General features: G+C 51.9%; 16 protein-coding genes. 11 read left to right on the plus strand and 5 right to left on the minus strand.

Annotated elements, in window-relative coordinates:
* Window positions 1-3 precede the first annotated feature (3 nt).
* From CPA45_RS05215 to CPA45_RS05255, 9 genes are all read left to right on the plus strand, one after another.
* Complete coding sequence (locus tag CPA45_RS05215) at window positions 4-270, plus strand: hypothetical protein (protein WP_096650547.1); 267 nt, start codon at window positions 4-6, stop codon at window positions 268-270.
* Window positions 271-338: 68 nt separating this feature from the next.
* Window positions 339-539, plus strand: coding sequence for a hypothetical protein (locus tag CPA45_RS05220; RefSeq protein WP_096650548.1), 201 nt, complete (start codon window positions 339-341; stop codon window positions 537-539).
* 416 nt (window positions 540-955) lie between these two features.
* The gene (locus tag CPA45_RS05225) at window positions 956-4,141 is read left to right on the plus strand and encodes a type ISP restriction/modification enzyme (RefSeq protein WP_096650549.1); all 3,186 of its coding nucleotides are present in this window, start codon (window positions 956-958) and stop codon (window positions 4,139-4,141) included.
* Between the two features lie 464 nt (window positions 4,142-4,605).
* Window positions 4,606-5,382 carry a type IV toxin-antitoxin system AbiEi family antitoxin domain-containing protein gene (locus CPA45_RS05230; RefSeq protein ID WP_096650550.1) on the plus strand — a complete coding sequence of 259 codons (777 nt, stop codon included), beginning with the start codon at window positions 4,606-4,608 and terminating at the stop codon, window positions 5,380-5,382.
* The gene (locus tag CPA45_RS05235; RefSeq protein WP_096650551.1) at window positions 5,372-6,298 is read left to right on the plus strand and encodes a nucleotidyl transferase AbiEii/AbiGii toxin family protein; all 927 of its coding nucleotides are present in this window, start codon (window positions 5,372-5,374) and stop codon (window positions 6,296-6,298) included. The genes CPA45_RS05230 and CPA45_RS05235 overlap by 11 nt, the downstream gene beginning before the upstream one ends.
* Before the next feature lie 186 nt (window positions 6,299-6,484).
* Window positions 6,485-7,276: a radical SAM protein gene (locus CPA45_RS05240; RefSeq protein WP_208858455.1), complete on the plus strand. Its 792-nt coding sequence runs from the start codon at window positions 6,485-6,487 to the stop codon at window positions 7,274-7,276.
* 20 nt (window positions 7,277-7,296) lie between these two features.
* Complete coding sequence (locus CPA45_RS05245) at window positions 7,297-7,704, plus strand: DUF6375 family protein (RefSeq protein WP_096650553.1); 408 nt, start codon at window positions 7,297-7,299, stop codon at window positions 7,702-7,704.
* Between the two features lie 15 nt (window positions 7,705-7,719).
* Complete coding sequence (locus CPA45_RS05250) at window positions 7,720-11,751, plus strand: NACHT domain-containing protein (RefSeq protein ID WP_096650554.1); 4,032 nt, start codon at window positions 7,720-7,722, stop codon at window positions 11,749-11,751.
* A gap of 853 nt (window positions 11,752-12,604) precedes the next feature.
* Window positions 12,605-14,584: a TonB-dependent siderophore receptor gene (locus CPA45_RS05255; RefSeq protein ID WP_422822008.1), complete on the plus strand. Its 1,980-nt coding sequence runs from the start codon at window positions 12,605-12,607 to the stop codon at window positions 14,582-14,584.
* A 136-nt stretch (window positions 14,585-14,720) separates the two neighbouring features.
* On the opposite strand, the gene CPA45_RS05260 is transcribed toward CPA45_RS05255, so the two are convergent.
* The 4 genes from CPA45_RS05260 to CPA45_RS05275 all read right to left on the minus strand — a co-directional run bounded on the left by CPA45_RS05260 (window position 14,721) and on the right by CPA45_RS05275 (window position 18,257).
* Window positions 14,721-15,428 carry a Crp/Fnr family transcriptional regulator gene (locus CPA45_RS05260; protein WP_096650556.1) on the minus strand — a complete coding sequence of 236 codons (708 nt, stop codon included), beginning with the start codon at window positions 15,426-15,428 and terminating at the stop codon, window positions 14,721-14,723.
* Window positions 15,429-15,627: 199 nt separating this feature from the next.
* Window positions 15,628-16,347, minus strand: a complete 720-nt coding sequence (locus tag CPA45_RS05265; protein WP_096650557.1) for a Crp/Fnr family transcriptional regulator — start codon at window positions 16,345-16,347, stop codon at window positions 15,628-15,630.
* 345 nt (window positions 16,348-16,692) lie between these two features.
* A complete protein-coding gene (locus CPA45_RS05270) occupies window positions 16,693-17,748 on the minus strand; it encodes an SPFH domain-containing protein (RefSeq protein WP_078090316.1) in 1,056 nt (351 codons plus the stop codon).
* A gap of 14 nt (window positions 17,749-17,762) precedes the next feature.
* On the minus strand, window positions 17,763-18,257 hold the full coding sequence (locus CPA45_RS05275) for an NfeD family protein (protein ID WP_096650558.1): 495 nt from the start codon (window positions 18,255-18,257) through the stop codon (window positions 17,763-17,765).
* 195 nt (window positions 18,258-18,452) lie between these two features.
* On the opposite strand from CPA45_RS05275, the gene copM reads away from it, so the two are divergent.
* On the plus strand, window positions 18,453-18,818 hold the full coding sequence (copM, locus tag CPA45_RS05280) for a CopM family metallochaperone (RefSeq protein WP_244287530.1): 366 nt from the start codon (window positions 18,453-18,455) through the stop codon (window positions 18,816-18,818).
* A 162-nt stretch (window positions 18,819-18,980) separates the two neighbouring features.
* Complete coding sequence (locus tag CPA45_RS05285; protein ID WP_096650560.1) at window positions 18,981-19,694, plus strand: trimeric intracellular cation channel family protein; 714 nt, start codon at window positions 18,981-18,983, stop codon at window positions 19,692-19,694.
* Window positions 19,695-19,849: 155 nt separating this feature from the next.
* Here CPA45_RS05285 and CPA45_RS05290 read toward each other — a convergent pair whose 3' ends face one another.
* Window positions 19,850-22,801 carry a translocation/assembly module TamB domain-containing protein gene (locus tag CPA45_RS05290; RefSeq protein WP_096650561.1) on the minus strand — a complete coding sequence of 984 codons (2,952 nt, stop codon included), beginning with the start codon at window positions 22,799-22,801 and terminating at the stop codon, window positions 19,850-19,852.
* Between the last annotated feature and the right edge of the window lie 58 nt (window positions 22,802-22,859).

The following is a 22,859-nucleotide window of genomic DNA, read 5'->3' on the forward strand; positions in this document are numbered from 1 at the left end:
ACGATGAAACAACGTCATTTTATGGTAGCCCTGGATATGCTCGATGAAGGGAGGGAGGCCTACACAGAAGCCGCTTTCCTACCTGCTGTCGAGCTATCGGTCGAGGGAGAGAGGAACCTTGGGGCAGAGATTGCCGCTTTCGTGAACCGTCCGGTCCACTCGGGCCGAGAGGATATACGGCGCAGTACGCACACTAGCAACGATGTAGGAGCTGGAACCGGAAGAACCCCGTTTTCAGAGGCGGCGGGATTTTCCGATACTGGCTTCTGACATCATGGGAGCCATTGACCAGCGATAGCTCAGGCGGCCAATGGCCGCCTTTCCGCCAGGAGGAGGGCATGGATGAACAATCACGTCGACAACGGCGTAAAGTGCTGGAAGATAAGACCGTCGAGCAGGTCGGTGAGGCGCACCCAGAAAGCAGGGAGCCGGCGGTTCGGTGGCTGACTCCCGAAGAGCTGAACGAACTGCGGCGAGATATGAAAGAAGCATCTGCTTGGGCGCGGGCTGAGCTGAAGCGGCGAAAAGCAAATAGATAGGCTGGTTACCTAAGCCAGTACGCATGGATCCCCGCTTCCTCCAAGCCGTTCACCCTAAGTGTGGCTGAAAAGCTTGATCCGAAATGGTAGTGAAAATGCCAGCGCAAACAGTACGTTGGCATTTTTTATGCGAAGATGATCTGACTTTAATCCATCATCGCCGACCCTCTAGCTATTCTCCCATCCTGAAACACTTCTTCGATGGGAGCCTCAGCTTAAAGATCTACACTACTGCTCGTTCGGATCTGAGGCACAAAAGTCACGATAGATAGCATGCAACCAGCTTGGTACCTTAGAAGCTTAGGCAACGGTAGTCGTGATGGAGTTCGGCTCTATCACTGCCTTGAGTGCGCGTTCTACAGGTGAGCCAGCTGAGAGCGCGCTGTTACGCATGGAAAGAAAGGGAAATAACGAGAGTGGATACCAAACAGTACCTTGAAGCAGTGAACCAGCACTATAAATCTGGATATGCTTCCGAGCATACATACCGTGGCGACCTTGCTTCCCTTTTACAGGCACTGGCACCTGACATCAATGTCACTAACGAACCGTCAAATGCTACGGACTGCGGCAATCCGGACTATGTCCTGACGAGGAAAAAAATACCTATCGGTTTTATCGAAGCCAAAGACATTGGAAAAAATCTTGACTCCAAACATTATTATAATCAGTTCAAGAGGTACAGGGACGCTCTCGATAATCTAATTATCACGGATTACCTTAATTTTAGGTTTTATATTAGAGGTGAGCTTGTTAGGGAAATACGAATAGGTGAGGCCAAAGGAAAAGTTATTCGCGCATGCTCAGAAAATTTTTCAGAGTTCGAGAACTCCATCAAAGAGTTCTGTACCTATGTAACCCAAACCATAAAATCACCAAGAACTTTAGCAAAAATGATGGCAGCTAAAGCTAGGCTGCTTGAGAACATCCTAGAAAATGCGATCACATCAGATGAAGACAATGAGGAGAATACGGCACTCAAAAGCCAGTATGAAGTCTTCAAAAAAATATTGATCCATGACCTCACGCCAAAAGGTTTTGCAGATATATACTCTCAAACTCTTGCTTACGGCATGTTTGCTGCTCGTCTGCACGACACTACGCTTGAATCATTTAGCCGTCAGGAAGCAGCTGAGCTGATACCCAAAAGTAACCCTTTTTTGCGTAAATTATTTTCGCATATTGCTGGTGTTGATATAGATGATCGTATCATCACAACAGTCGACAACCTTGCAAGTGTTTTTCGGGCAACTAACGTAGAACAGCTGCTTAAAAACTTCGGTAGCAGAACTCAAACCAATGACCCAATTATACATTTCTATGAAACTTTCCTCGCTGAGTATGACCCAAATCTAAGAAAGGTTAGAGGCGTATGGTACACGCCAGCACCGGCTGTTAGCTTTATTGTTAAGGGTGTTGACCATTTTCTTAAAACAAGATTTGGGTTGGGAGAGGGCCTGTCTGATACCGAAAAAACAACAGTAAAATTAAGGACAGATAAGCCTGATCGACGCACAAAGAGCGGCTATGTTGAGCTTGAAAAAGAGATTCATAAGGTTCAGATTCTCGATCCTGCAACTGGAACAGGAACCTTCTTAGCAGAGGTTGTTAAACACATATACAACAAAAAGTTTAAGTCTATTCAAGGGGCCTGGAACGGCTATGTAGAGAATGAGTTAATCCCCAGAATGAATGGCTTTGAGCTTCTAATGGCATCTTATGCCATGGCACACCTCAAGCTTGATTTGTTGCTTTCAGAAACTGGGTATGTGCCATCAGGGAACAAGCGGTTCAATATATTTTTAACGAATTCTCTTGAAGAGTATCACCCTGACACTGGCACGCTTTTCTCGAGCTGGCTAAGCGCTGAAGCTAACGAGGCTAATAATATCAAGCGCGATACACCCGTTATGGTCGTTATAGGAAATCCACCGTATAGTGGTATTTCCCAAAATAATGGAAAGTGGATATCAAACTTGATAGAAAACTATAAATACGTAGATGGGAAGCACTTTGGCGAAAGGAAGCACTGGCTTAACGATGATTACGTAAAATTTATTCGGCTAGGTCAGTATCTTATAAATAAGAATGAAGAAGGTATACTTGCCTATATTAATAATCACAGTTTTATCGACAACCCAACATTCAGAGGGATGCGTCAGTCCCTACTGAATGATTTTGATGAAATCTGGATTGTTGACCTTAATGGTGACACAAAGAAGGCCAAGCTCATCGCTGATGGAATTGATACAGACGAGAACGTCTTTGATATACAGCAAGGCGTGTCAATAAACTTTTTTATCAAGACATCGAAAAGTAAATCAAAACACCAAGCGAAAGTCTACTACAGCTCTTACTGGGGCACCAGAGAAGAAAAATATAATCTGCTAGAAAATAATGCTATTAAAGATATTAATTTTGAGGAGGTTTATCCTAAGTCACCAAACTATTTCTTCTCCCCGAGAGACCACAAAGAAGAAAGTCAGTATGAAAATTTTCTATCCGTGAAAGAACTGTTTTCTACCTGTACAATGGGCTTTGCATCAGCGCAAGACAGGCTTACTGTAGCATTTGACAAGAATGAACTATGGGATACAGTGCAGAGCTTTCATGACTTAGGTGAGGAAGATATAAAATCTAAGTACAAAATCAAAAAGGAGTCGCGCGACTGGAAAGTTGCAACAGCCAAAAAAGATATCATAGAACACTATGGTAAAGAATACATTCAGAAGGTTTCTTATCGTCCTTTTGATACAAGGTTTACATACTACACGGGTACCTCTAGAGGCTTTTTCGCTAGTCCTCAGAGAAAGGTAATGTATCACTTGGGGCGAGATGACAATTTAGCTTTCTGCACATGTAGAATGAACAGAGACCATAGTGCAACCTATTGGGTGGCTGGTGACATTATTAGCAAGAGTATCATTTCGTCACTTGATAATGGTTATGTCTTCCCACTTTACCTATATCCAGACGAAGGGGGCGATATTGATGAAAAAAGAGTTCCAAATTTTAATAAAGAAGAAGTTAAAAAGATAACTGAAAAAATTGGGTTGCCCTTTTCTCCCGAAAACAATAAGGGGAATGATCAGTGGTGTCCGTTCGACCTTCTTGATTACATTTATGCGGTATTGCACTCTCGGAAATATCTCGAGACATACAAAGAATTTTTGAAGACAGACTTCCCGAGAGTTCCTTACCCAACGAGCAAAGATAAATTCTGGGAGGTTGCAGAGCTTGGTAAGGCATTGAGAGAGTGTCACCTAATGGTTAACAGCGGAGCGTGGGAGGTGTTTATAACTTTCCCTAAAAGTGGTAGTAATATGGTGATAAATAAGATTACTAAGAAAGACTTTGAGGTAATAAATGAAGATAGTGAGTTAGGAAGAGTCTGGATTAATGATAGTCAGTGTTTTGATAATATTCCTATTCATCTATGGAATATGAGTGTCGGCGGCTACCAGCCAGCTCAAAAGTGGCTTAAGGATAGGTCGGGGAGAAAGTTAGGTTTCTCTGACATCATGCATTATCAAAAGATTCTTTCTGGTCTAGAAATCACTCAAGGGTTAACTGATAAAATCGATCTAATCATAAATAAATAACGTTCTGGCCCAGCGGGAGCCCGCTGGGAATAATATTTTACTATGATCAAGGAGGCGGGGATTAGCATACCCTGCCTGGAGGGGGCACATTCAAAGAATGCGGAGAAATATCCCGCCGACCAAGTCAAGGGAAGTGCGAAAAAGTACATACACTATCAGGATTGACTTGATTTGTGGCCGCTTCATCCTCTGCAGCGGCCTTCCCAGTCTGGCGTTGTCCCTTAAGTTACCACCCGCTACAGCTTCGCGCCGGTCTCTTGGGGGAACGCGGTGCATCGATGCTGGCCAGCTGATTCCTGCAACCGCTGTGGTGCGCTATCCCCTGGCTCGATCAGGGCTGGAGACTCAGCTTTTAGTTTAAACTCTGTTCTAAAAACGGCCTTGAATGTCGATTATGGGCTTGAAGATAAACCAGTGTGGTTTATTCTTCACACTGAAGACGGAATTTAAGGCCGCTTTTTGACGTGAAAATAAACCAATTGCTGCACAAGATCCCCTATGGTGCCGTCGTGACGACCGCCTGGCTGGCGTCACACGGCATCACCTCGGATCAGGCGCGTAAGCTGGCCAGCAGTGGCTGGCTGCAGCGCGTGGGGCACGGCGCCTACTGCCAAGCAGGGGAGCCTCTTACGTGGGAGAGCGCTGTCTTCGCCCTGCAGACGAGCGACCACACGGGTTTACCACCGCTTTGGCCCGGTGGACAAACGGCCCTGGCACTGCATGGCTTTGTCCACTATCTGCCCATGGGAGAGAGCACGACGCACCTGTATGGCAGGGAGGCCGCTCGGCTGCCCCGGTGGTTGAATGATGCCGAGTGGGTAGGGCGGATGGTGCTCCACTCTGAAAAGGGCCTACCAGCGCAGCTTCCCGGCAGCTTTACGGACTACGCGCCGGGTGGCAGGGCCTTCAGCTTGCAGGTATCGACCCCAGAGCGAGCCGTCCTGGAATGGATCGCTGTTACGTCGAATGAGTTGCTGTTCAGCAGTGAGCTGGTCGACACCTTCGGCGGACTCAATACGCTGCGTCCGCGTCGGCTGCAGACCTTGCTGGAGGGGTGCCGTTCGGTGAGAACCAAGAGGGCCTTCCTGATACTGGCTCGCCACGCCGGGCATGCCTGGTACGGTCGCCTGGAACCACGTCGACTGGATCTCGGCAAAGGCAAGCGGCAGCTCTGTCAAGGCGGCAAGCTGGACAGGGAATATCAAGTGACGGTGCCGGAGGCGTTCCTGCATGCCGATTGAAGCTCGCTACCACGAACAGGTCAGGCTGCTGGTCTCGCTGCTGCCATTCCTCAATGACGAGCCGTGCTTCGCCCTCAAGGGTGGCACGGCCATCAACCTCTTCGTGCAGCCATTACCCCGTCTATCGGTCGACATCGACCTGGCCTACTTGCCGCTGGAGCCCCGTGACGAGGCCCTGCGACACTGTCGAGAGGCGCTGCAGCGACTGGAAGAGACCTTCAGCGCCCGACTGCCAGGTGTGCGGGCCGAGCTTCAGGATAATCGCCGAGACGAGCTGAGGATCCTGGTGCGCCGAGGTCGCAGCCAGGTGAAGGTAGAGGTATCGCCGGTGCTGCGTGGCACTCTACATCCGCCTCAAGAGCGCGATGTCGTTGAAGTCGTGGAAGACAATTACGGCTTTGCGGCGGTGCAGGTGGTGTCACTGCCGGACCTGTATGGCGGCAAGATCTGCGCCGCGCTGGATCGCCAGCACCCCCGGGACCTTTTCGATGTGAAGCTGCTGCTGAACCAGGGCAGCCTGGATCGAAGCGTATTCGAAGGCTTTCTGGTCTATCTGCTGGGGCACCCCAGGCCCTTGAACGAAGTGATCAACCCACGGCTGAAACCGTTGGACGACGTCTACCGACAGGAGTTTGTCGGGATGGCCAGGGTTGACCTTCCATTGCAGGAACTGGAGGACGTCCGGCACGAACTTCTGACGCGGCTAGGCGAGCTGATGACGGACGAAGATGTTCGATTCCTTCTGTCTTTCAAGCAGGGGGCGCCTGACTGGGTATTGTTTCCGTTGTCGGGTGTAGATCGGCTTCCAGCCGTGCGCTGGAAGCTCGCCAACATCCAGAAGATGAAGTCCGACAAGCACCGTCAGTCTCTGGAGCTGTTGGAACAGGTTTTGGGCCGGCTGCAAATAGGCGCTTAGCGACGAGCACCAACGTCTGCTTCGATAGCCTCAATGTGTTAGAAGACAAATTCAAGGTAAAACTGCTTTCGGTAACAATGCCTTATGAAATCCAGAATTAGCCCAAACGGGGTGCATCTTTTCGATCGACATTCAGGTCTGAATATCCTGCTAGACGAGTTGTGCCCGGAAGAGGCGGTTTGGTCGATGTCCCCCCGCCAGGTATCCATTGCACTCACCAATGTTTGCGACCTTCACTGCGCGTACTGCTACGCGCCGAAGCACAAAGCGTCGCTGCATACTGACCAAGTGCTCGGCTGGTTGAAAGAACTGGATGCTGAGGGGTGCCTAGGCATCGGATTTGGTGGCGGCGAACCCACGCTGCATCCTGACTTCGTCGACATATGCAAACGAGCTGCTGGAGAGACTCAGCTCGCGGTCACATTCACGACTCATGGTCATCGCCTGACGCCACGGTTGGTCGAGCGCCTCAAAGGCTCGATCCATTTCACACGTATTAGCGTTGACGGGTTAGGTCGCACCTATGAAGAACAGCGCGGGAAGCAGTTTGCCAGCCTGCTCCGAGGCATTGAATCGATTGCGACCTTGTCGCCCTTTGGGATCAACGTTGTGGTAAACAAGCGCACAGTTTCTGAACTTGACGCGATAAGCGAGCTCGCGCAAAAGGTTGGAGCTAGTGAATTGCTGTTGCTTCCTCAGCAAGCAACCACCACGGTAGCAAGCATGGATGGAGTGGTCGGCCGAGCTCTTCAGGATTGGGTCTCTAGCTACAGAGGCAAGGTTCGCCTTGCGGTCAGTGAGGTGGGAGCGTCAGGACTGCCTACGTGCGATCCACTTCCCGATGAGCGAGGCCTTCAGTCCTATGCGCATATAGACGCGTCCGGAGTGCTTCGCGAGAGTTCATTCTCGCCCGACGGCGCGAAGATTGGAGATGTCGGCGTTCTGTGGGCGCTTAAGCAACTCAGAAATACCGTCTAGATCAAACGAGAGGTTCAATCATGAAGATTTGGAACGGATATGGCTCTGAGCACTCGATGAATCTGGTTCTCATCGGGAGGTTCAAGCGAGCGCAAGACGCAGAGAATATTGAAAAGAATATCGACAGGCTTAGCGGTCAGGCCTCCAAAGATGACAGCCACTCCATCCCATTTGCTGAGCCAGAGGATCACAGGTTTTCAGATGACATGCTCTCGTTACTTCGAGACCTGAAACTCTACACCTTAGGGCCTGCAGACCTTGGACAGCTAGTATCTGACTATCGCCTCGAGCGTGAAGACAGTCTAATTACTGTAACGACTGACGAGGCTGACGTATCCGCGTTCGTGAAGCTCTTCATTGAGGCAGGGGCGAAGGTCGAAGTTTTCTCGGCGCACGACTACCCTTCCGACTCAGACGACGCCAGTTGACAGGGGAAAACGCCGATGCCTGAAGCAAACTGGGACGTATTCAGAGAGTTACCCGGAGCAGCGGATGAGAACTTTGAGAAGCTTTGCCGCTCATTGGTGCGCCGACATTATGGGCGCTTCGGTCGCTTCAAGCAACTCGCAAACCAGCCTGGTGTGGAGTTTCACCTTGAGCTGACCGAGTCTTGTGATCTCGGAGCGCCGCCACGCTGGATTGGCTGGCAATGCAAATGGTATGAGCTGGCGAACGGAGAAAAGCTGGGGGCCACTCGCCGTAGCAAGATCATTGAGGGCATGGAGAAGACTCGCAGGCACGTCTCAGGTGTGACCGATTGGAAGCTGTGGACACACCACACGCTGACAAAGGGGGATCAAGACTGGTTCTTCGAGCTTGAAAAAAGCGATTTCCCCGAGTTGAAGCTGGAGCTGCTGACAGCAACCGACATCGAAGACCTCTTGGTTGGGCCAGGAGCGCTACTTCGAGAAACCTACTTCGGTGAGCTGGTTCTAACGCCTGCACTGCTTGCTGAGCAGCACAGGCTCGCTGCGGCTCCATTCAACCGCCGATACCAGCCGGAAGTTCATGTGGTCGTTGGGGCAGAGGAGAAGATTCTCAGGCATCTGGGTGGCCAAAGCGCATGGGGCTCACTGGAGAAGCTCTCAAGTGACCTCAAGACAAATTGCACGGCCATTGCTTCGCTCACGGGGCAACTCAAAACTGAACTCAAGGCCGAAGTCGACTCGCTCCTGGCTCGAGCTACCGGATTGGCTGATCTGCTCGATAGCCTGCATGCTGCGCTCGGCACGGGCGACTTCGACGCTATACAGCAAATACTGGCAGCGAATCTGTTGCAGCCGGCGCGCTACGACAGGCTGCTCTCGAAGCTGCGTGGGGCGCGTTCAGGCGGAGCACCGTTAACCGCGAATCTGGTCGCGGACATCCACGCAGTTTCGTCGGCGCTGCGCAGGCTGGAGCGGTCGGTCGGCGTTCGAACCGTGGCTGTGCTGGCAGCTGCAGGCGAAGGAAAATCCGAGCTTGCCGTCAAGGTGACACAACCGGACGGGGACCTCCCCGGTGGTGTCTTGCTGCTGGGAAAAAATCTTCATGCAGGCCAAGGGCTTGACGATCTTGTGTCTGCTTTCAAGATTTCTGGTAGGTCGGCGGAGAGCTTCAACCGGCTGGTTGAGGCTGTAGATGCGGCGGGGCAGCGCGCGGGCAAGCGCCTCCCTATTGTTATTGACGGCCTGAATGAGGCAGAAGACCCGAGAAACTGGAAGGATGAGCTCGCGCGAGCGGAAGAGCTACTGAAGGACTTTCCGTACGTCTTGCTGGTTGTCACTCTACGCAATAAGTTCGCGCAAATGTGCCTGCCGGGGGAATTTCCTCAACTTGAGCACAACGGGTTCCAGGAAGACCCACAGACGGCCATCGACAAGTACCTAGAGTACTACAAGATCGACGCCACCGACGCGGATCTGCCAATCGAGTTCTTGCAACACCCATTGACGCTGAGAATCTTCTGCGAGGTGGCGAACCCTCGTCGCCAGAACCTTGTCGGGGTAGAGGCACTGCCCAGTTCTCTTGCAAGCCTGTTCGAAGAGCACTTTAACAGGGTTGCCGCACGAGTCGCTGAGCTTTCATCGACGGCGCATCGCATTTATCAGGATGAAGTGCAAGATGCTCTGCTGACGATCGCGAGACTCCTCTGGGAGAGCAACGCGAGAAGCGTGGAGTTCAACGCTGCTCGGAGGGCAGTCCGAGACATGGGCTGGGATGCCAGTGTCATTCGTGCGCTGGAATCCGAAGGTGTTCTCGTTCGAACAACTTCTGAAGAAGGCGGCCAAGGAATAGCGTTTTCATACGATCTGATGGCCGGTCATATGATGGCGAGCCATCTGCTTGATAAGCCGGCCTTGGCGCAGTGGCTGCAAAGCGATGAAGGACGCGCACAGTTCCAATTCCGTGAGCCTGGATCGCATACCTTCGCATTTGACGTGTTCCGGGCTTTGGTTGGCCTGTATCCGCAACGCCTTGGCAGGCATCAGCTTTGGCAAGACTTGTCGGACGAGAATCTCGTCATGAACGCTCTATTGTTGACAGCGCAATCAGATCCAAGGCACATCGGGAGGGATACGGTAGAACGGTTCGCGCACGCAATGCAAAAGTCGAAACGGTTCGCACAGATTGCCTTCACGAGACTTCGCGCCACCAGGGCAGCGCGGGCGCACCCGTTTGACATGGACTTCTTACACGGTGTGCTCTTGTCTATGCCCAATACGCAACGCGATCTATTCTGGACTGAGTGGGTTCGCGAGAGGTCTGAGGAAGTCGAAGACGATTTCAAATTCCTGGCGTCCAGATGGAAATCGGGTGATCTAGACGAGCGAGAGATTCGGCGGGCACGCTGGGTGATGTGGACGCTGACATCAACGTCCAGAAGTCTGCGCGACGTGGCTACCAAGACTCTGTACGAATTCGCCTCCAAGAGACCCTCGGAGTTTTTCCGGCTGGCAGTAGAGGCTATTGCCGTTTCAGACCCATACGTCCCCGAACGAATGTTCGCGGCGGCTTACGGTGCAGTGCTGACCACCTGGTCAGATGTCAATGCTGTGGAGATGCGTGAGGCATTGCCTAGATTTGCTCGTGAGATTTATCAAGCGATGTTCGCGCCAGGCGCGACGTATCCTACTTGGCATGCCCTGTATCAGCAGTATTGTCTGGGGATCATTGTCATCGCGAGGATGGTTGATCGGGCTTGCTTGTCTGAGGACGACGCAGCTTACCTCCTTCCACCGTTTAGCCATATGCCCAGTCCGTTTGAGAACATGCCGCAGTATGACCCGGCGGTAATCGAACGTGCGAAGAGTGCGGCGATTCGGATGGACTTCGGCAATTATACGATAGGAAGACTGATTCCAGGTCGGCGGAATTACGACAACAGTAACCCAGACTACCAGCGGGTGCTTCCGACAATCGTTTCGCGAATGCTGGTGCTTGGTTATGACCCCGAGAAGTTCGAAGCTGTTGATCGGCAAATGAACTCCGGGCCTCGTATAGGAGGTGATAAGCACAAGGTCGACCGATACGGGAAGAAGTACAGCTGGATCGCCTTCTTCGAGATGTGGAGTGTCCAGTACGCTCAGGGCCTCCTTGCCGAGGAACGCAGCGCTCGCCCCTCAGATGCGGACATCGACCCGACCTTCCCACGTGGGGCCGCGCGTATCGACCTGCCGCTCCCAGACTTATTCAACAGTCAGCCTACGGGTACTGGTGACTGGGTGGTGAAAGGCCCGCAACCAGACTACCGCGGAATTCTCGAGATCGCAGAGATTGACGGCCTGCCGGGGCCGTGGGTCTTACTTGACGGGTTCCTCGAACAGAACGCTCCCATTGACGACCGGCAGGTCTTTACCTTCCTCCGAGGTGTACTCGTGGACAGCGGAGAAGTCGAACGCCTGTGCACGTTGTTCACTGGTCTCGAATACCCCGGCAATCACGCCATTCCAGAGGTACCAGGTTACTACTACACCTATGCAGGGGAGATGCCTTTCTCCTCGATTCCGGGACTGCCTGTTGCTGATGAGGAAGAGGACGACCTTGCCGAATACATGGTGTCCGCTGATTGGTGGTCAAATAATGGCGTCGCGGTCGACATCCCAGTGCAGAAGTACAACTGGGAGATCTACCACAGTGTGGTGAATCAGGACAGCGATGCGTGCCTGCCCTCTAAGCGGCTCTGTGAGGCTTTGAGTCTCAGGTACTGCGCCAATAAATGGGACTTGCATGATGCTTCCGGCGTGGCGTCCCTGTACCGCGAAATCGGTGAGTATGGTTCGCAGATCAGTGGTTCTTTCAGTTATCTACGTCGTGACCTTCTTGACAGTTACTTGACGCAGTCCGGCAAGGCGCTAGTGTGGCTCATGTGGGGAGAGCGTGGTTTTCATCACCGGTCAGCCGAGGCGCACAACCTGAACGAGTACTATGAGAACCACCAGCATATTCACAAGCGTACTCACGTCTATCAGCCCGCTTCGAGCACTCTATCGTAGGCTAAATCAGGGAGGGGGCGTCGCCATTCTTGGGCGCAGTAGGCGTTTATGCAGTGCGTGGAACTGGCAGCGGATTCAATATTCGGTATGGATGCTCGGCTCGACGACCTGACTAGGTCGAGGCACGTTAAAATCAGCGCCTAGAATGTCAGCTATCCGGCTAACCATTTGCTGGTACGACCTGAGAATACAGTAAGTTAATATCGCCGGTGCCAGCTCTCTAACCACATCGGTCTTGAGTGTGTCGTACAAGCGGTCAGCATGCCTTTGAGAGAAGCAGTCTTACGCCCTCTCAGAGGCATGCTATTCGAAAGTGGGGAGGGAGCTCCCAAACGGTACACCTCTGGTACACACACCAGCTTCGTGTGCTATCCTCAATCTTCGCTAAGTTACTGATTCCAATAAACTGTACCTTTCGCTCGATTACGGTCGCTTTTCCTTGTGTGTCAGTAACTTATTGTTTTAAAAGCGAACTCATAATCCCTTGGTCGTAGGTTCAAGTCCTACTGGGCCACCATTTTTTATTTCCCCTCCACATAGACTCTCCAAAAAAACCGTAGGCCTTAACTGCCTGACGGTTACATTCGTGTGCCTTCCTTTCTGAGATTCTAAATCCTTACTGATAGTAAGCATTAACACTACCGCTTTATCCGTTCGCCTTGGCTGTGTAGCTATTGTGGATGGTAATAAAAATCCATATCATTCGCTTTCTTGTGATGGCTTTCTTCTCATACCCGCTGAGACCTCCCCAATGCTCCGTACACCCTTACTTTTTCCCGTTGCGCCGTTGGCTGCGGCTGTTCGTCGTTCGCTGATAGCGTCGCTAGGTGGGGTGCTCAGCGTTGCACCATTAATGGCGCTTGCTCAAGAAGAGGTGGTCTCTAACGATACCGTGGTGGTTACCGCTACGGCCTTGAAAGTGGATGCTCCGCTGGTGGAAACGCCACGTCCAGTCTCAATTGTTGATCGTGAAGAGTTGGAAACCCGTAACGTTCAGCAGTTGGATGAAACCTTCCGCTACCGTGCAGGCGTTTTATCGGGGCATTTCGGCAGCGATAACAACACCGATTGGTTTAAGGTGCGCGGTTTTGATCAGTCCACTTATCAAGATGGCTTGCGTATTTATCGCGAAGGATTCTACCAGTGGCTGCCAGAGCCGTTTGGCCTGGAACGGGTAGAGGTATTTAAAGGCCCATCATCTATTCTCTACGGTGAAGCGCCTCCTGGGGGCTTGATTAATGCGGTGAGCAAACGTCCCACGGAAACGCCACAAGGTGAGGTGAACGTACAGCTTGGCAACCGCAATCATCGCCAGGTAGGTATTGATACCAGTGGTCCAGTAGGGGAGAGGGATAATGTTCGCTACCGTTTAGTCGGCCTTTATAAAGAGCGTGATGGCGATTTAAATGCCACGGATAACGAACGTTACTACTTTGCTCCCAGCTTAGCGGTGGACCTGAGCGAAGATACGACGGTGACCTTTTTGGCCAGCGTACAAAAAGATGATGGCGTTCCGGTGAATGGATTCAAGCTGCCTTATGGTACGGTGCAAGACACGCCATTTGGCCGTGTCGACCCGCAAACTAACCTTAGCGAGCCGGGGTACGATAGAGATAAACGCACCCAGTGGGCATTAGGCTATGAGCTACGTCATAACCTTAACGATACTTGGCGCTTTGAGCAGGATTTGCGCTATAGCGAGCTGGACTTAGAACTACGCAGCACCTACGCCTTTTTTATGGCGGATGAGCGGCAAGCCGCTCGAGGACATGTGTACCGCGATGGTTCGATCGATAGCTGGACCGTTGATAACCGTATGGTTGGAACTTGGTATACGGACCGCACAGAGAATACTTTACTGCTGGGGGCCGATTATCAAAACCTGGGAGTTAGTGGCCAAGAAGCCGACCCGTTCCCGTTCGGTGACCCTATTGATATCTTTAATCCTACCTACGGCAACTATACGCCGGTGGGAGCGGACGATCTGCTCACGCGCGAGATCGATAAAAAGCAAACTGGCCTGTATGCCCAAAACCAACTGCGCATTGACGACCGCTGGGTGCTGTTGGGCGGGGTGCGCTACGATCAGGCAGAAACCGATAATCGTAACCTAACGGCGGGGACAAGCCAGCGCTCAGACGACGACCAGGTATCTTGGTCAGGTGGCGCGATGTATCTGGGGGAGAACGGCGTTAACCCCTACATCAGTTATACCGAATCCTTTGACCCGGTAGGGCGAGTGGATAGCGATGGCGAGCTCTACGAGCCTCGGGAAGGTCGCCAGTGGGAAGCCGGCGTCAAAGTGACTCCTTTTGGCTGGGATGGCTATATCACTGCCGCCGTGTTTGACCTGCAAGAGAGCAATACGTTAGTGAACTCACCGAGTGGCTTCCAGGTGCAGGAAGGCAAGCGCACATCACAAGGTTTCGAGTTGGAAGGTGTTGGTTACCTGACGGATAACTTAAAAGTGACGGCGGCTTACACCTATACCGACTCGCGCCTTGAGAACGACCAGCGTGCGCCGTTAATTCCGCGTCATCAGGCCTCTACATGGTTGGATTACGCTTTCACCAACGGTACGCTAAATGGTGTCACCTTGGGTGGCGGTGTGCGTTATGTCGGCAGCACGGTAGATACCAGCGTAGCGGACAATACCACAGTGGATAGCTATGCGCTGGTGGATGCGATGATTGGTTACGAGTTTGCCGATGGCTGGCAAGCTCAGGTTAACGTTAACAACTTGACCGATAAAGAGTACGTAGCTAGCTGTGAGTACTGGTGCTACTACGGTGAGTCGCGCAGCATTATTGGCAGCTTGAAATATAGCTGGTAGCTTGAAATATAGCTGGTAGCTTTTAGCAGATTCATCGCCAGTGAGTATTAAGTCAGCGCTAAAGCAGGCGAGCTAGATAGCGTAAAAATCAATCGCTAATACTTAGCTTTATAAGTCCTTATACTTATATAAGGGCTTACAGCAATATCCTGTTATACAGCGCACAATCTTCGGCATAACACCCACAGGCTGCTTCGATTAGCCCTGGCCGGTCCACCACGGTGATTTCGCCACGGTGATAGCGAATCAGACCGCGTGTTTGAAGGGCAATCGCCGCTAGTGTAATTCCAGAACGCCGGACGCCTAGCATCATGGCTAGGAACTCATGAGTAAGCTGTAAACTATCTGAGTTGGCACGATCTTGGGTCATTAGTAACCAGCGGGCAAGGCGCTCCTCTATACGGTGAAAATGATTACAGGCGACGGAGCTGGCCAGTTGACTCATCACGACGTAGATATAGCGCTTCAGCCGTTGGTGTAATACGGGGCTGTCTGGCAGGAGCCGTCGTAAGTTAGCTGCTTTGATGCGAAATGCTGACCCCGCACCTTGCACCAGTGCTAGCATCGGTGCCTCTTCGACACCAAGTATTAGTGAGATACCCAGCATTCCCTCACGTCCGGCCATTGCAACTTCGAGCCGGTTGTCTGCATTGAGAATGGCAATCTGTGAAATGAAACTGTCGATAGGGAAGTAGGCATGGGTGACTGTTTCTGTGGGCTGGAACAGTGTCTCACCAAATGTAAGCGGTACGGTTTCGCAGGTGGCCATAAACGCATCCCGCTCTGCTACTGGCAGATTGGCAAGAAGGTGGTTGGCATCGGCAGCGTGAAAAATAGATGTCATGTGCCTCTCCGGTTAAACGAACCTGGCAAGCGGCACAATGAGGGTATCGATCATTTTGATGTCGGCTGCAGATGTGCCGTCATCAAGCAGTCTGACAGCACTGCGGCATACTAACATTGGGGAAATCAATCGTCGGCGCGCTAGCGTACACAACGCGCTCACGTTTGCTACATCAGGCTCTCTACTTCTGCTTAATTATTCACATAACGTCATGATGATTTAACAGACGGTCATACTCGCGCTTAACCACGGAGTAGCACTCGCAGACCCGTGCTTCTAGTCCCGGCCGGTCGAGGACGGTGATATGGCCTCGATTATAGGAAATCAGACCCGCTTTCTGAAGTTTACCCGCTGACTCAGTCACACCTTCACGACGAACGCCTAACATATTGGCAATTAATTCCTGGGTCATCACCAATTCATTACCTGGCAATCGATCAAGGCTAAGTAACAGCCAGCGGCATAGTTGCTGATCAACACTGTGATGGCGATTGCATACCGCTGTTTGTGCCATCTGGGTTATCAAGGCTTGGGTATAGCGCAACAGCAGTCGTTGCATCGCACCAGCGCGATAGAATTCGTTTTTAAGTAGTTGGCCCTTGAGACGGTAAGCGTCCCCCGCACTCTGAACGATTGCTCGGCTGGGTGTGGTTTCTCCCCCCATAAACAGTGAGACACCAACGACCCCCTCATAGCCCACTACGGCAATTTCCGTCGAGGCACCATTCTCCATCACACACAGTAGTGAGACGATAGAATCCAAAGGAAAATAGACATGGCTCATTTGCCGACCGGATTCACTGAGTGATTGACCCAGTGTCAATGTAACTCGTTCAAGGTGAGGCCACAGGTGTACTAAATCTTCTTTGGGTAGCAAGCCAAGTAATGCATTTTGCTTAAAATCATGCGGTTCAAGCATTGAATACCCCACTATCCCTAGCTTCCACACAGTTTCTGGCTGCTGTCGGTAAGGTAGCAATTATGAATTTTCTATCAAAAGCCGATAGACAGACTGCTTTCAAGTATAGAGCGCCTTGAGGCAATCTCTGTACGCTATCGCACATAGGCCGTTTGAGCTGGCTTGAAAACTGCGATTATTGGCAGATAGACAGACATGGTACGGGTATTTCACTTTGTGTGTTTGCCTGCGCACAGTTAAGCGCTGAGTTACTGTCACATCAAAGAGATAGGGTGTAGTAACGATAAAAAAAACCGGGCATCTATTGGCCCGGCTTAAGCGTTCTATGGACTAGCTTCTAAAAAACTAACTACCGCTTGAAGCACCGCCTACAATACCGCTGCGGAAGCCACCATCGCTTGTGTTAGTGCGGTTTTTAAGGTGGTTAGCGACAGTATCCTCTGGAGAGCCCGCCATTTCACGGAACATGCCCATAGAGCCAAGTAATGCTGAGGATTCGTAAGGCACAAACACGCGTTCGCCGTTTTTCGCCATGTTGGGTAGGCCTTTAATGTAGCTTTGCCCCAGCAAATAGCCGACCACTACGCGTTTGTTCTCTTCGCTATCACCGATGGCGTTGAGTACTAATTTAATCGACTCCTGCTCACCCTGGGCGCGCAGAATAGCTGACTCTTTATCGCCCTGGGCGTTAAGAATAGAGGATTCACGCTGGCCTTGGGCCATTGCAATCGCTGCGGATTTTTCACCTTCAGCTTCGGTTACTGTCGCGCGGCGCTTACGCTCGGCGGCCATTTGTAGGCGCATGGCAGACTCAACCTCTTCGGGCATGGCGATATCCTGTACCTCCACCCGGGAGATTTTAACGCCCCATTTTGAAGCGGGTTCTTCCATTGCCGCTTGGATCTCATTATTTACCTCTGCGCGAGATTCAAACAGCTTATCCAGCTCCATCTTGCCGACGACCGAACGTAGTGTTGTTTTTGCCAAAACCTCAACCGCCTGGCTCATGTTCTCTACTTCATACACGGCCCGTTTAGGGTCAATGATCTGATAGTAGAGAGCACCGTTGATCCTCACGGTCACGTTATCCGTGGTGACTACCGGCTGGCCAGGGAAGTCCATGACCGTTTCACGACGGTCAATACGGAACTCATCATTCATGATTGGATGGTAATCTTCGCCTATTTTCTTATAGCGGATCATGGTGATAGCGCGGGGCTGTTCAATAAACGGAATGATGATGTTAATACCGCTTTCCAGTACGCGGTGAAACGAGCCGAGTCGCTCAACTACCATTACCTCAGATTGGCGGATAATCACTAGACCTTTAGAAATAATAACGACAGCGATTACGACAATAATCAGGCTAATCAGTAAACCTGGGCTAATAGGTAAATCCATGAAGTTATTCATGCTTATGGCTCCTTGCGTTGGGAAGTATCATCCTGACGAGTAAGGTCTGCTGGCTGTGGCAGCATGACCAAGGCTGTGGTGCCTTCAAAGCGTTTGAACACCACAAGAGTAGCGGGAGGAAGCTCTGTTTCTCCGCTCTCTAAAACACGCAAGCGGTAGAAGTCACCGTTAATTTTGATACCGGTGGCGTTGTCAAAGTCGCGTATTAGTGTTCTGTAGAGATTACCTCTCTCAACCCCTGTGCCGGTGGTGCCATAGGCCACGCCCTTGGGCGAAAAACGTGGACGTATTACCATCACGCCTAGCGGCACCAGCACACCTGCAAAAATCCCCATGCTGATCAACTGCCAAGGTAGTGTTAACCCGAGTGCCGCAACGGCTGCAGTAAAGGCCGCCGCTATACCTAGTGCGAGCAGCACCATTGCCCCAGAGCTGAGTTCGGCCAAACTCAGCAGTAGGGCAATGACTAGCCAGCTATAAGCGGGGTTCCAGTCCATGCATGCTCCTCTGTAGTGTAATGAATCATTGCTACCCATAGGGTAACTCACTCAGCGTGTCTTGACCTGTAGGCAGCCCGTAGGTTTTAAACTTTTATTTTGCTGGTCAGCTATTTCTTTTAAGTTTTACCTATCGTCAGTTGGAGAGTTGTGATGCGTTTACAAAACTGTTGGAAAATACCTAAAAGTGCATGTGTGGTATCGATAATCTTGGTAGCACCTGCCAGCTATGCCCATCACCATGATGCTAATAATAGCCACGAAGGCCATGGTCAGCACGGCAGTATTGATCATAGCCTCAGTGACAACCCGGCCGTGGTCGCGTATCAAACTGCCAATGACCGTATGCATGCAGACATGGCGGTATCGTTTACTGGTGATCCGGATGTGGATTTCGCTAAAGGTATGATTCCTCACCATGAAGGCGCCATCGCCATGTCGGAAATTGTTCTGGAGTACGGTGAGGACGAAGAGATCCGACAGTTAGCTGAAGAAATTATTGCTGCCCAAGAGAGTGAAATCGCCTTCTTGCGTGAATGGTTGGAGAAGCACGGCCATTAAAAGTGATTTTTATGAACAGCCTTTAAGAACCGTCTTTAAGAACGATTTTTAAGAACCGTTTTTAACAGCGCTTTTTACATTACTTCTGCTATGTCCATACACATATACGTTCAAGAGAGTGCTATTCTGCCGGCTTAATGAAGGTGGTCGAAGGAGAGCCGGGTGTCGGGCATCATTTACTGGTTGGATATGGCAGGTGTGATTGTGTTTGCCCTCTCTGGGGTGATTTTGGCGTGCCGTTCGCGGATGGACCCGTTCGGGATGCTGGTGTTGGCCTCGGTAACTGGTATTGGTGGTGGTACGTTGCGGGACTTGGTGCTGGGCGTACGGCCAGTGTTCTGGGTAACAGACCCAACTTATCTATGGGTTATTTTAGCGACAGTGGGAGTGTCGCTTATTGGGTTTCACTATATCCACCGCCTGTCGCGCGGCTTTTTACCGGTGGCCGATGCGTTTGGCTTAGCGCTCTTTACCGTGATTGGTACCCATAAAGCGCTACTCTTGGGCTCGCCAGGCGTTGTGGCCGTACTGATGGGCATGATGACCGGTGTTGCGGGTGGCATGATTCGTGATGTGTTGGCTCAGCGGGTGCCGATGGTGCTACGCGAAGAAATTTATGCCACCGCTGCGATGGCGGGTGGGATTGTGTATGTAGTACTGCATACGCTTGAAGCACCGCTCACCGTCGCCATTGTTGCGGCATTGGTTGCTACCCTAGGACTGCGTTTAGCTGCTATCCATTGGCACTTGGCGCTGCCGGTATTTGCCTGGGTGACGCTCCCGCCGAAAACCACAGATGCAGCGGCACCGCTCTCTACTCCTGAAAAGGCCAAAGAGCGTGTGCGCATTATCCGCCGGGAGCGCAAGCGCCGCTAGGTTTTAATGACGCTAGGTTTTAGTGCCCCCAGATTTTAATGGCCCCCAGGTGTTTGATAAGCCTAAGTTTTGATAAGCCTAAGTTTTGATAAGCCTGGATTGTAATAAGCCCAGACACGGACACATTAGGTCTTGGGGAGATACTTGGGTAAATGTTAGGGCCTGGGAAAGCGCTGCGCTGTTCGCCAGCGGTCAAACCAGCGGCGCGGCTGTAGTACCCGCAGTGAAGGCTCGCTGTTGATTAGCTCAACGCCTATGCCAACAGAGCCCAGTCGTGCGTATAAAGCGCCATTAGCGCTCTTGTCCGCCAGTACCACATCAGAAAGCAGCAGCAGCGGACCACCGGTGAGCGTTAGATCATGTAGGCTAATCTGCTCACCGTTGATTGCTAGCTGTGCGGTGCCCTCAATATGGCGCACGCTTAATAACCTACCAAGCCAATCACTTTCTCGAGCGCGGGCTAAAAATAGCCTAGCCAGTAGGCCTGAATCGCGCATGCTAAGGCGTAGTTGGCTGGTTAAACGAATCGGATCATCCCACTCAAGCTGCGCTTGGTCCATGGATAGTTGTACCCACCAGCCAGCATCCTGCGCGCCTTCCTCACTCTGACGGAACACGTTTTCCAAGCGCAGATATGATTCATTGGCAGTGAAACGCCGTGTTTCAAGGTCGCCCTCGGTGAGTTGTAATCGCAGCTCTATGTCGCCTCTTAGGCGTTGATCAAGCAGCGCTAATTCAGCCCTAAATGCGCGCAAATTAATTTCCCCTTTGGCATTTAAGCCATCTAGTAGCCATTCGCTGGCGAGGCTGGCCTGGCCCCCTAGCAGGCTGATGCCCGCATCCTCAGGCAGGTAATGGTTATAGCGTGTAAAGTCGGGAACTTCGGTAATAGGCAGGGCAATGCGGGTGATGAAGTAGCTGGGATCGGGGGATTCCAGCACATCACTAAAGCGCTCTGTTTGAGTGGTTAGTGCAAAATGCCGACCCTCTAAGTGGGGGCGATCATCGCCTTGGCGGCTAAGTGCAAAGCGGGGAATGCCTAGCGAAAGCTGTGCCTGTTCGGCAGTATCGAGCTGGGCGGTTAGCTCGCCACGCCCGGTGGCGAGGTAGTCTAAAAACGCCACTTCAAGCTGGTTAGCATTCACCCTTAACCGGGAAGGAGGCAGCAGGCGGTTAGCACGAAAAGCCCCTTGGGCGAATAGTTGACCGTCACCGGACAGGGCAAGGCCGTGGGCATCAGGAAGGAAAGCATTTAAAAAACCTAACCGTTGTACGCTACCTTCCAAAACAAACTGACCGTTGAGGGTATCGCGTTTTTGGAAATTCCCTTCACGTAATACGAGTATGCTTTCCAAGCGCTCGCTGGGTGCTTGGGCATCGGCTATTTGCCAGCTTAGGCGTGACCCGCTGATATCAAGCGCTGTACCGTCTATGGCTGCCCGGCGGATTGCCAGGCTAAGTTGGGCGTCGCTTTCCAGCGTACCGGAGCGTTCATCGTGCTGCCATCGGGTGGTTAACTGCTCGCCTGATAGATAAACCTCTCCGCTTAGTTCGGTGGTGGATAACGCGAGCTGGCCATGGCTGACAGCTTGGCCGTTAAGGAGCTTAAGTGGGGCGGGGCTAGGCAGCACCGCGCCCAGATAGCTTTGTAGCACGCTGATGTCGGGCAAGCGTGCGTTCTGCCAATGTAAGTTGCCTGTGGCTGCTTCCTGTGCGTATTCAGGAGCAAGTGGACTGCGTGCTGTCAGGGTGATATCGGCGTCCGCCAGTAGTGTTTGTTGGCGGTGAGTCAGAGTGGCATCGCTAAGTGCAAGGGTGGCATTGATTATTTCGTCGGGTGAGAGCTGGGCAGTCAAAGAACCACTGCCTTGAGCAGAAAAATTAAGCAGCTCGGCGGCAAGTGCTGGCGCTTGAACGTTAAGCGATGCTTGGTAAGGGCGAGCATCGCGCAGGGTGGCGCTGGCTTCGATGTTACCACTGCCAGAGAGCTGTATACCTTGGCCGTCAAAGGTGCGCGCTAGGTAACGGTCCAGCATGTCTAAGCGAGTGACCTCACCTTTCACTTCAATGATGGCGCCTGTGGGAAGGTCCAACTGATCGAGACGCTGGTTGGGCATGCTGGTTGCTAAACGTAGCTGAGTATCGATGGCATAAGGTGTTGTGTCGGCTAGCACAACATCGTTGAGTAGGGTTGAGAAGTGGAGCTGATCAGTATCTACGGATAAGCTTACCCGTCCTTCGCCACTGGCCGTGTGGCGGGGTGGCGGTGAGTCGGCAATTAGCCAGCGTCGGTTATCCTCTTCCTGGGGGTGTAGGCGTTGCTCGTCCAGGCTTAAACGCAGTACCGGGGCATCTAGAGTAAGGCTGCTGCCAGGCTGGAATTCACCATTTTCAAGAGTAAGCTCGCCTGCCAGGGCGCCGCGTCCAGTCAGGCTTAGCCAAGGCAGCGCCTCTAAATAGGGCATAAATACGTCCCAGGCATCTGCTTGAGCATTAATTGCAAGTTGCGCGGAAAGAGCGCTTAGCAGCGCTGTAGTAAGCTCATCTCGTGATTGCTCCGCAGTGGTTACCGGCTCAAGCGAGGCGGTGGCACGAAGATTAATATCGCGCACCAACGTTGATTGGTCGCTGAGACGCAGCAAACGCCCATGGGTGATGTCTAATGATGCGCTGGGCACCGCAAGGGACTCACGGCTGAACAGAGTATTACTCACTTGCAGCTGGCCTTCAGCCTCTAGGGCAATATCTCCCACGGTAAGGCGGCGGATACCTTGTGCATCAAGTGATTGCACGTGTAGTTCGCCGCGTAGCAGTGCCAACAGTGAGAGAGAAAGGGTTGCTCGCTGTGCCTCAACTGCAATGGGGAACGCACGATCTTCTCGAGCGAGATAGAGATTTTCTACCTCCCAGCGTCCGGGGTGGAGGCTAGTGGCTTCTGTCCAGCGAATATCTACACCGTCGATCTGTGAAATACGCTGGGGTAGCCACTGGCTATTAAGCAGCCATGCACTGCCCAGTAGCCAAGTTAAAGCGATCAGTAGGGCGCTGAATAGGGCGATAAGTAGAATGCGTAGTAGCCGGTGCGGCATGTATTGTTGATTTGTCATACGGGCTTCCTAGCAGATGACTCCTGTTGGCGCATGTTTTATGGCATTATGCGCGTCG

Source organism: Vreelandella nigrificans, assembly GCF_002374315.1.
In the GTDB taxonomy this organism is placed as follows: Bacteria; Pseudomonadota; Gammaproteobacteria; order Pseudomonadales; family Halomonadaceae; genus Vreelandella; species Vreelandella nigrificans.

Excerpts from the sequence above, each read along its gene's own strand:
- CPA45_RS05240 (WP_208858455.1), top strand. The coding sequence starts at position 6,485 with ATGTCCCCCCGCCAGGTATCCATTGCACTCACCAATGTTTGCGACCTT.
- CPA45_RS05250 (WP_096650554.1), top strand. The coding sequence starts at position 7,720 with ATGCCTGAAGCAAACTGGGACGTATTCAGAGAGTTACCCGGAGCAGCG.
- CPA45_RS05270 (WP_078090316.1), bottom strand. The coding sequence starts at position 17,748 with ATGGATTTACCTATTAGCCCAGGTTTACTGATTAGCCTGATTATTGTC.
- CPA45_RS05220 (WP_096650548.1), top strand. The coding sequence starts at position 339 with ATGGATGAACAATCACGTCGACAACGGCGTAAAGTGCTGGAAGATAAG.
- CPA45_RS05275 (WP_096650558.1), bottom strand. The coding sequence starts at position 18,257 with ATGGACTGGAACCCCGCTTATAGCTGGCTAGTCATTGCCCTACTGCTG.
- CPA45_RS05290 (WP_096650561.1), bottom strand. The coding sequence starts at position 22,801 with ATGACAAATCAACAATACATGCCGCACCGGCTACTACGCATTCTACTT.
- CPA45_RS05260 (WP_096650556.1), bottom strand. The coding sequence starts at position 15,428 with ATGACATCTATTTTTCACGCTGCCGATGCCAACCACCTTCTTGCCAAT.
- CPA45_RS05265 (WP_096650557.1), bottom strand. The coding sequence starts at position 16,347 with ATGCTTGAACCGCATGATTTTAAGCAAAATGCATTACTTGGCTTGCTA.
- CPA45_RS05215 (WP_096650547.1), top strand. The coding sequence starts at position 4 with ATGAAACAACGTCATTTTATGGTAGCCCTGGATATGCTCGATGAAGGG.
- CPA45_RS05255 (WP_422822008.1), top strand. The coding sequence starts at position 12,605 with ATGGCGCTTGCTCAAGAAGAGGTGGTCTCTAACGATACCGTGGTGGTT.
- CPA45_RS05235 (WP_096650551.1), top strand. The coding sequence starts at position 5,372 with ATGCCGATTGAAGCTCGCTACCACGAACAGGTCAGGCTGCTGGTCTCG.
- CPA45_RS05245 (WP_096650553.1), top strand. The coding sequence starts at position 7,297 with ATGAAGATTTGGAACGGATATGGCTCTGAGCACTCGATGAATCTGGTT.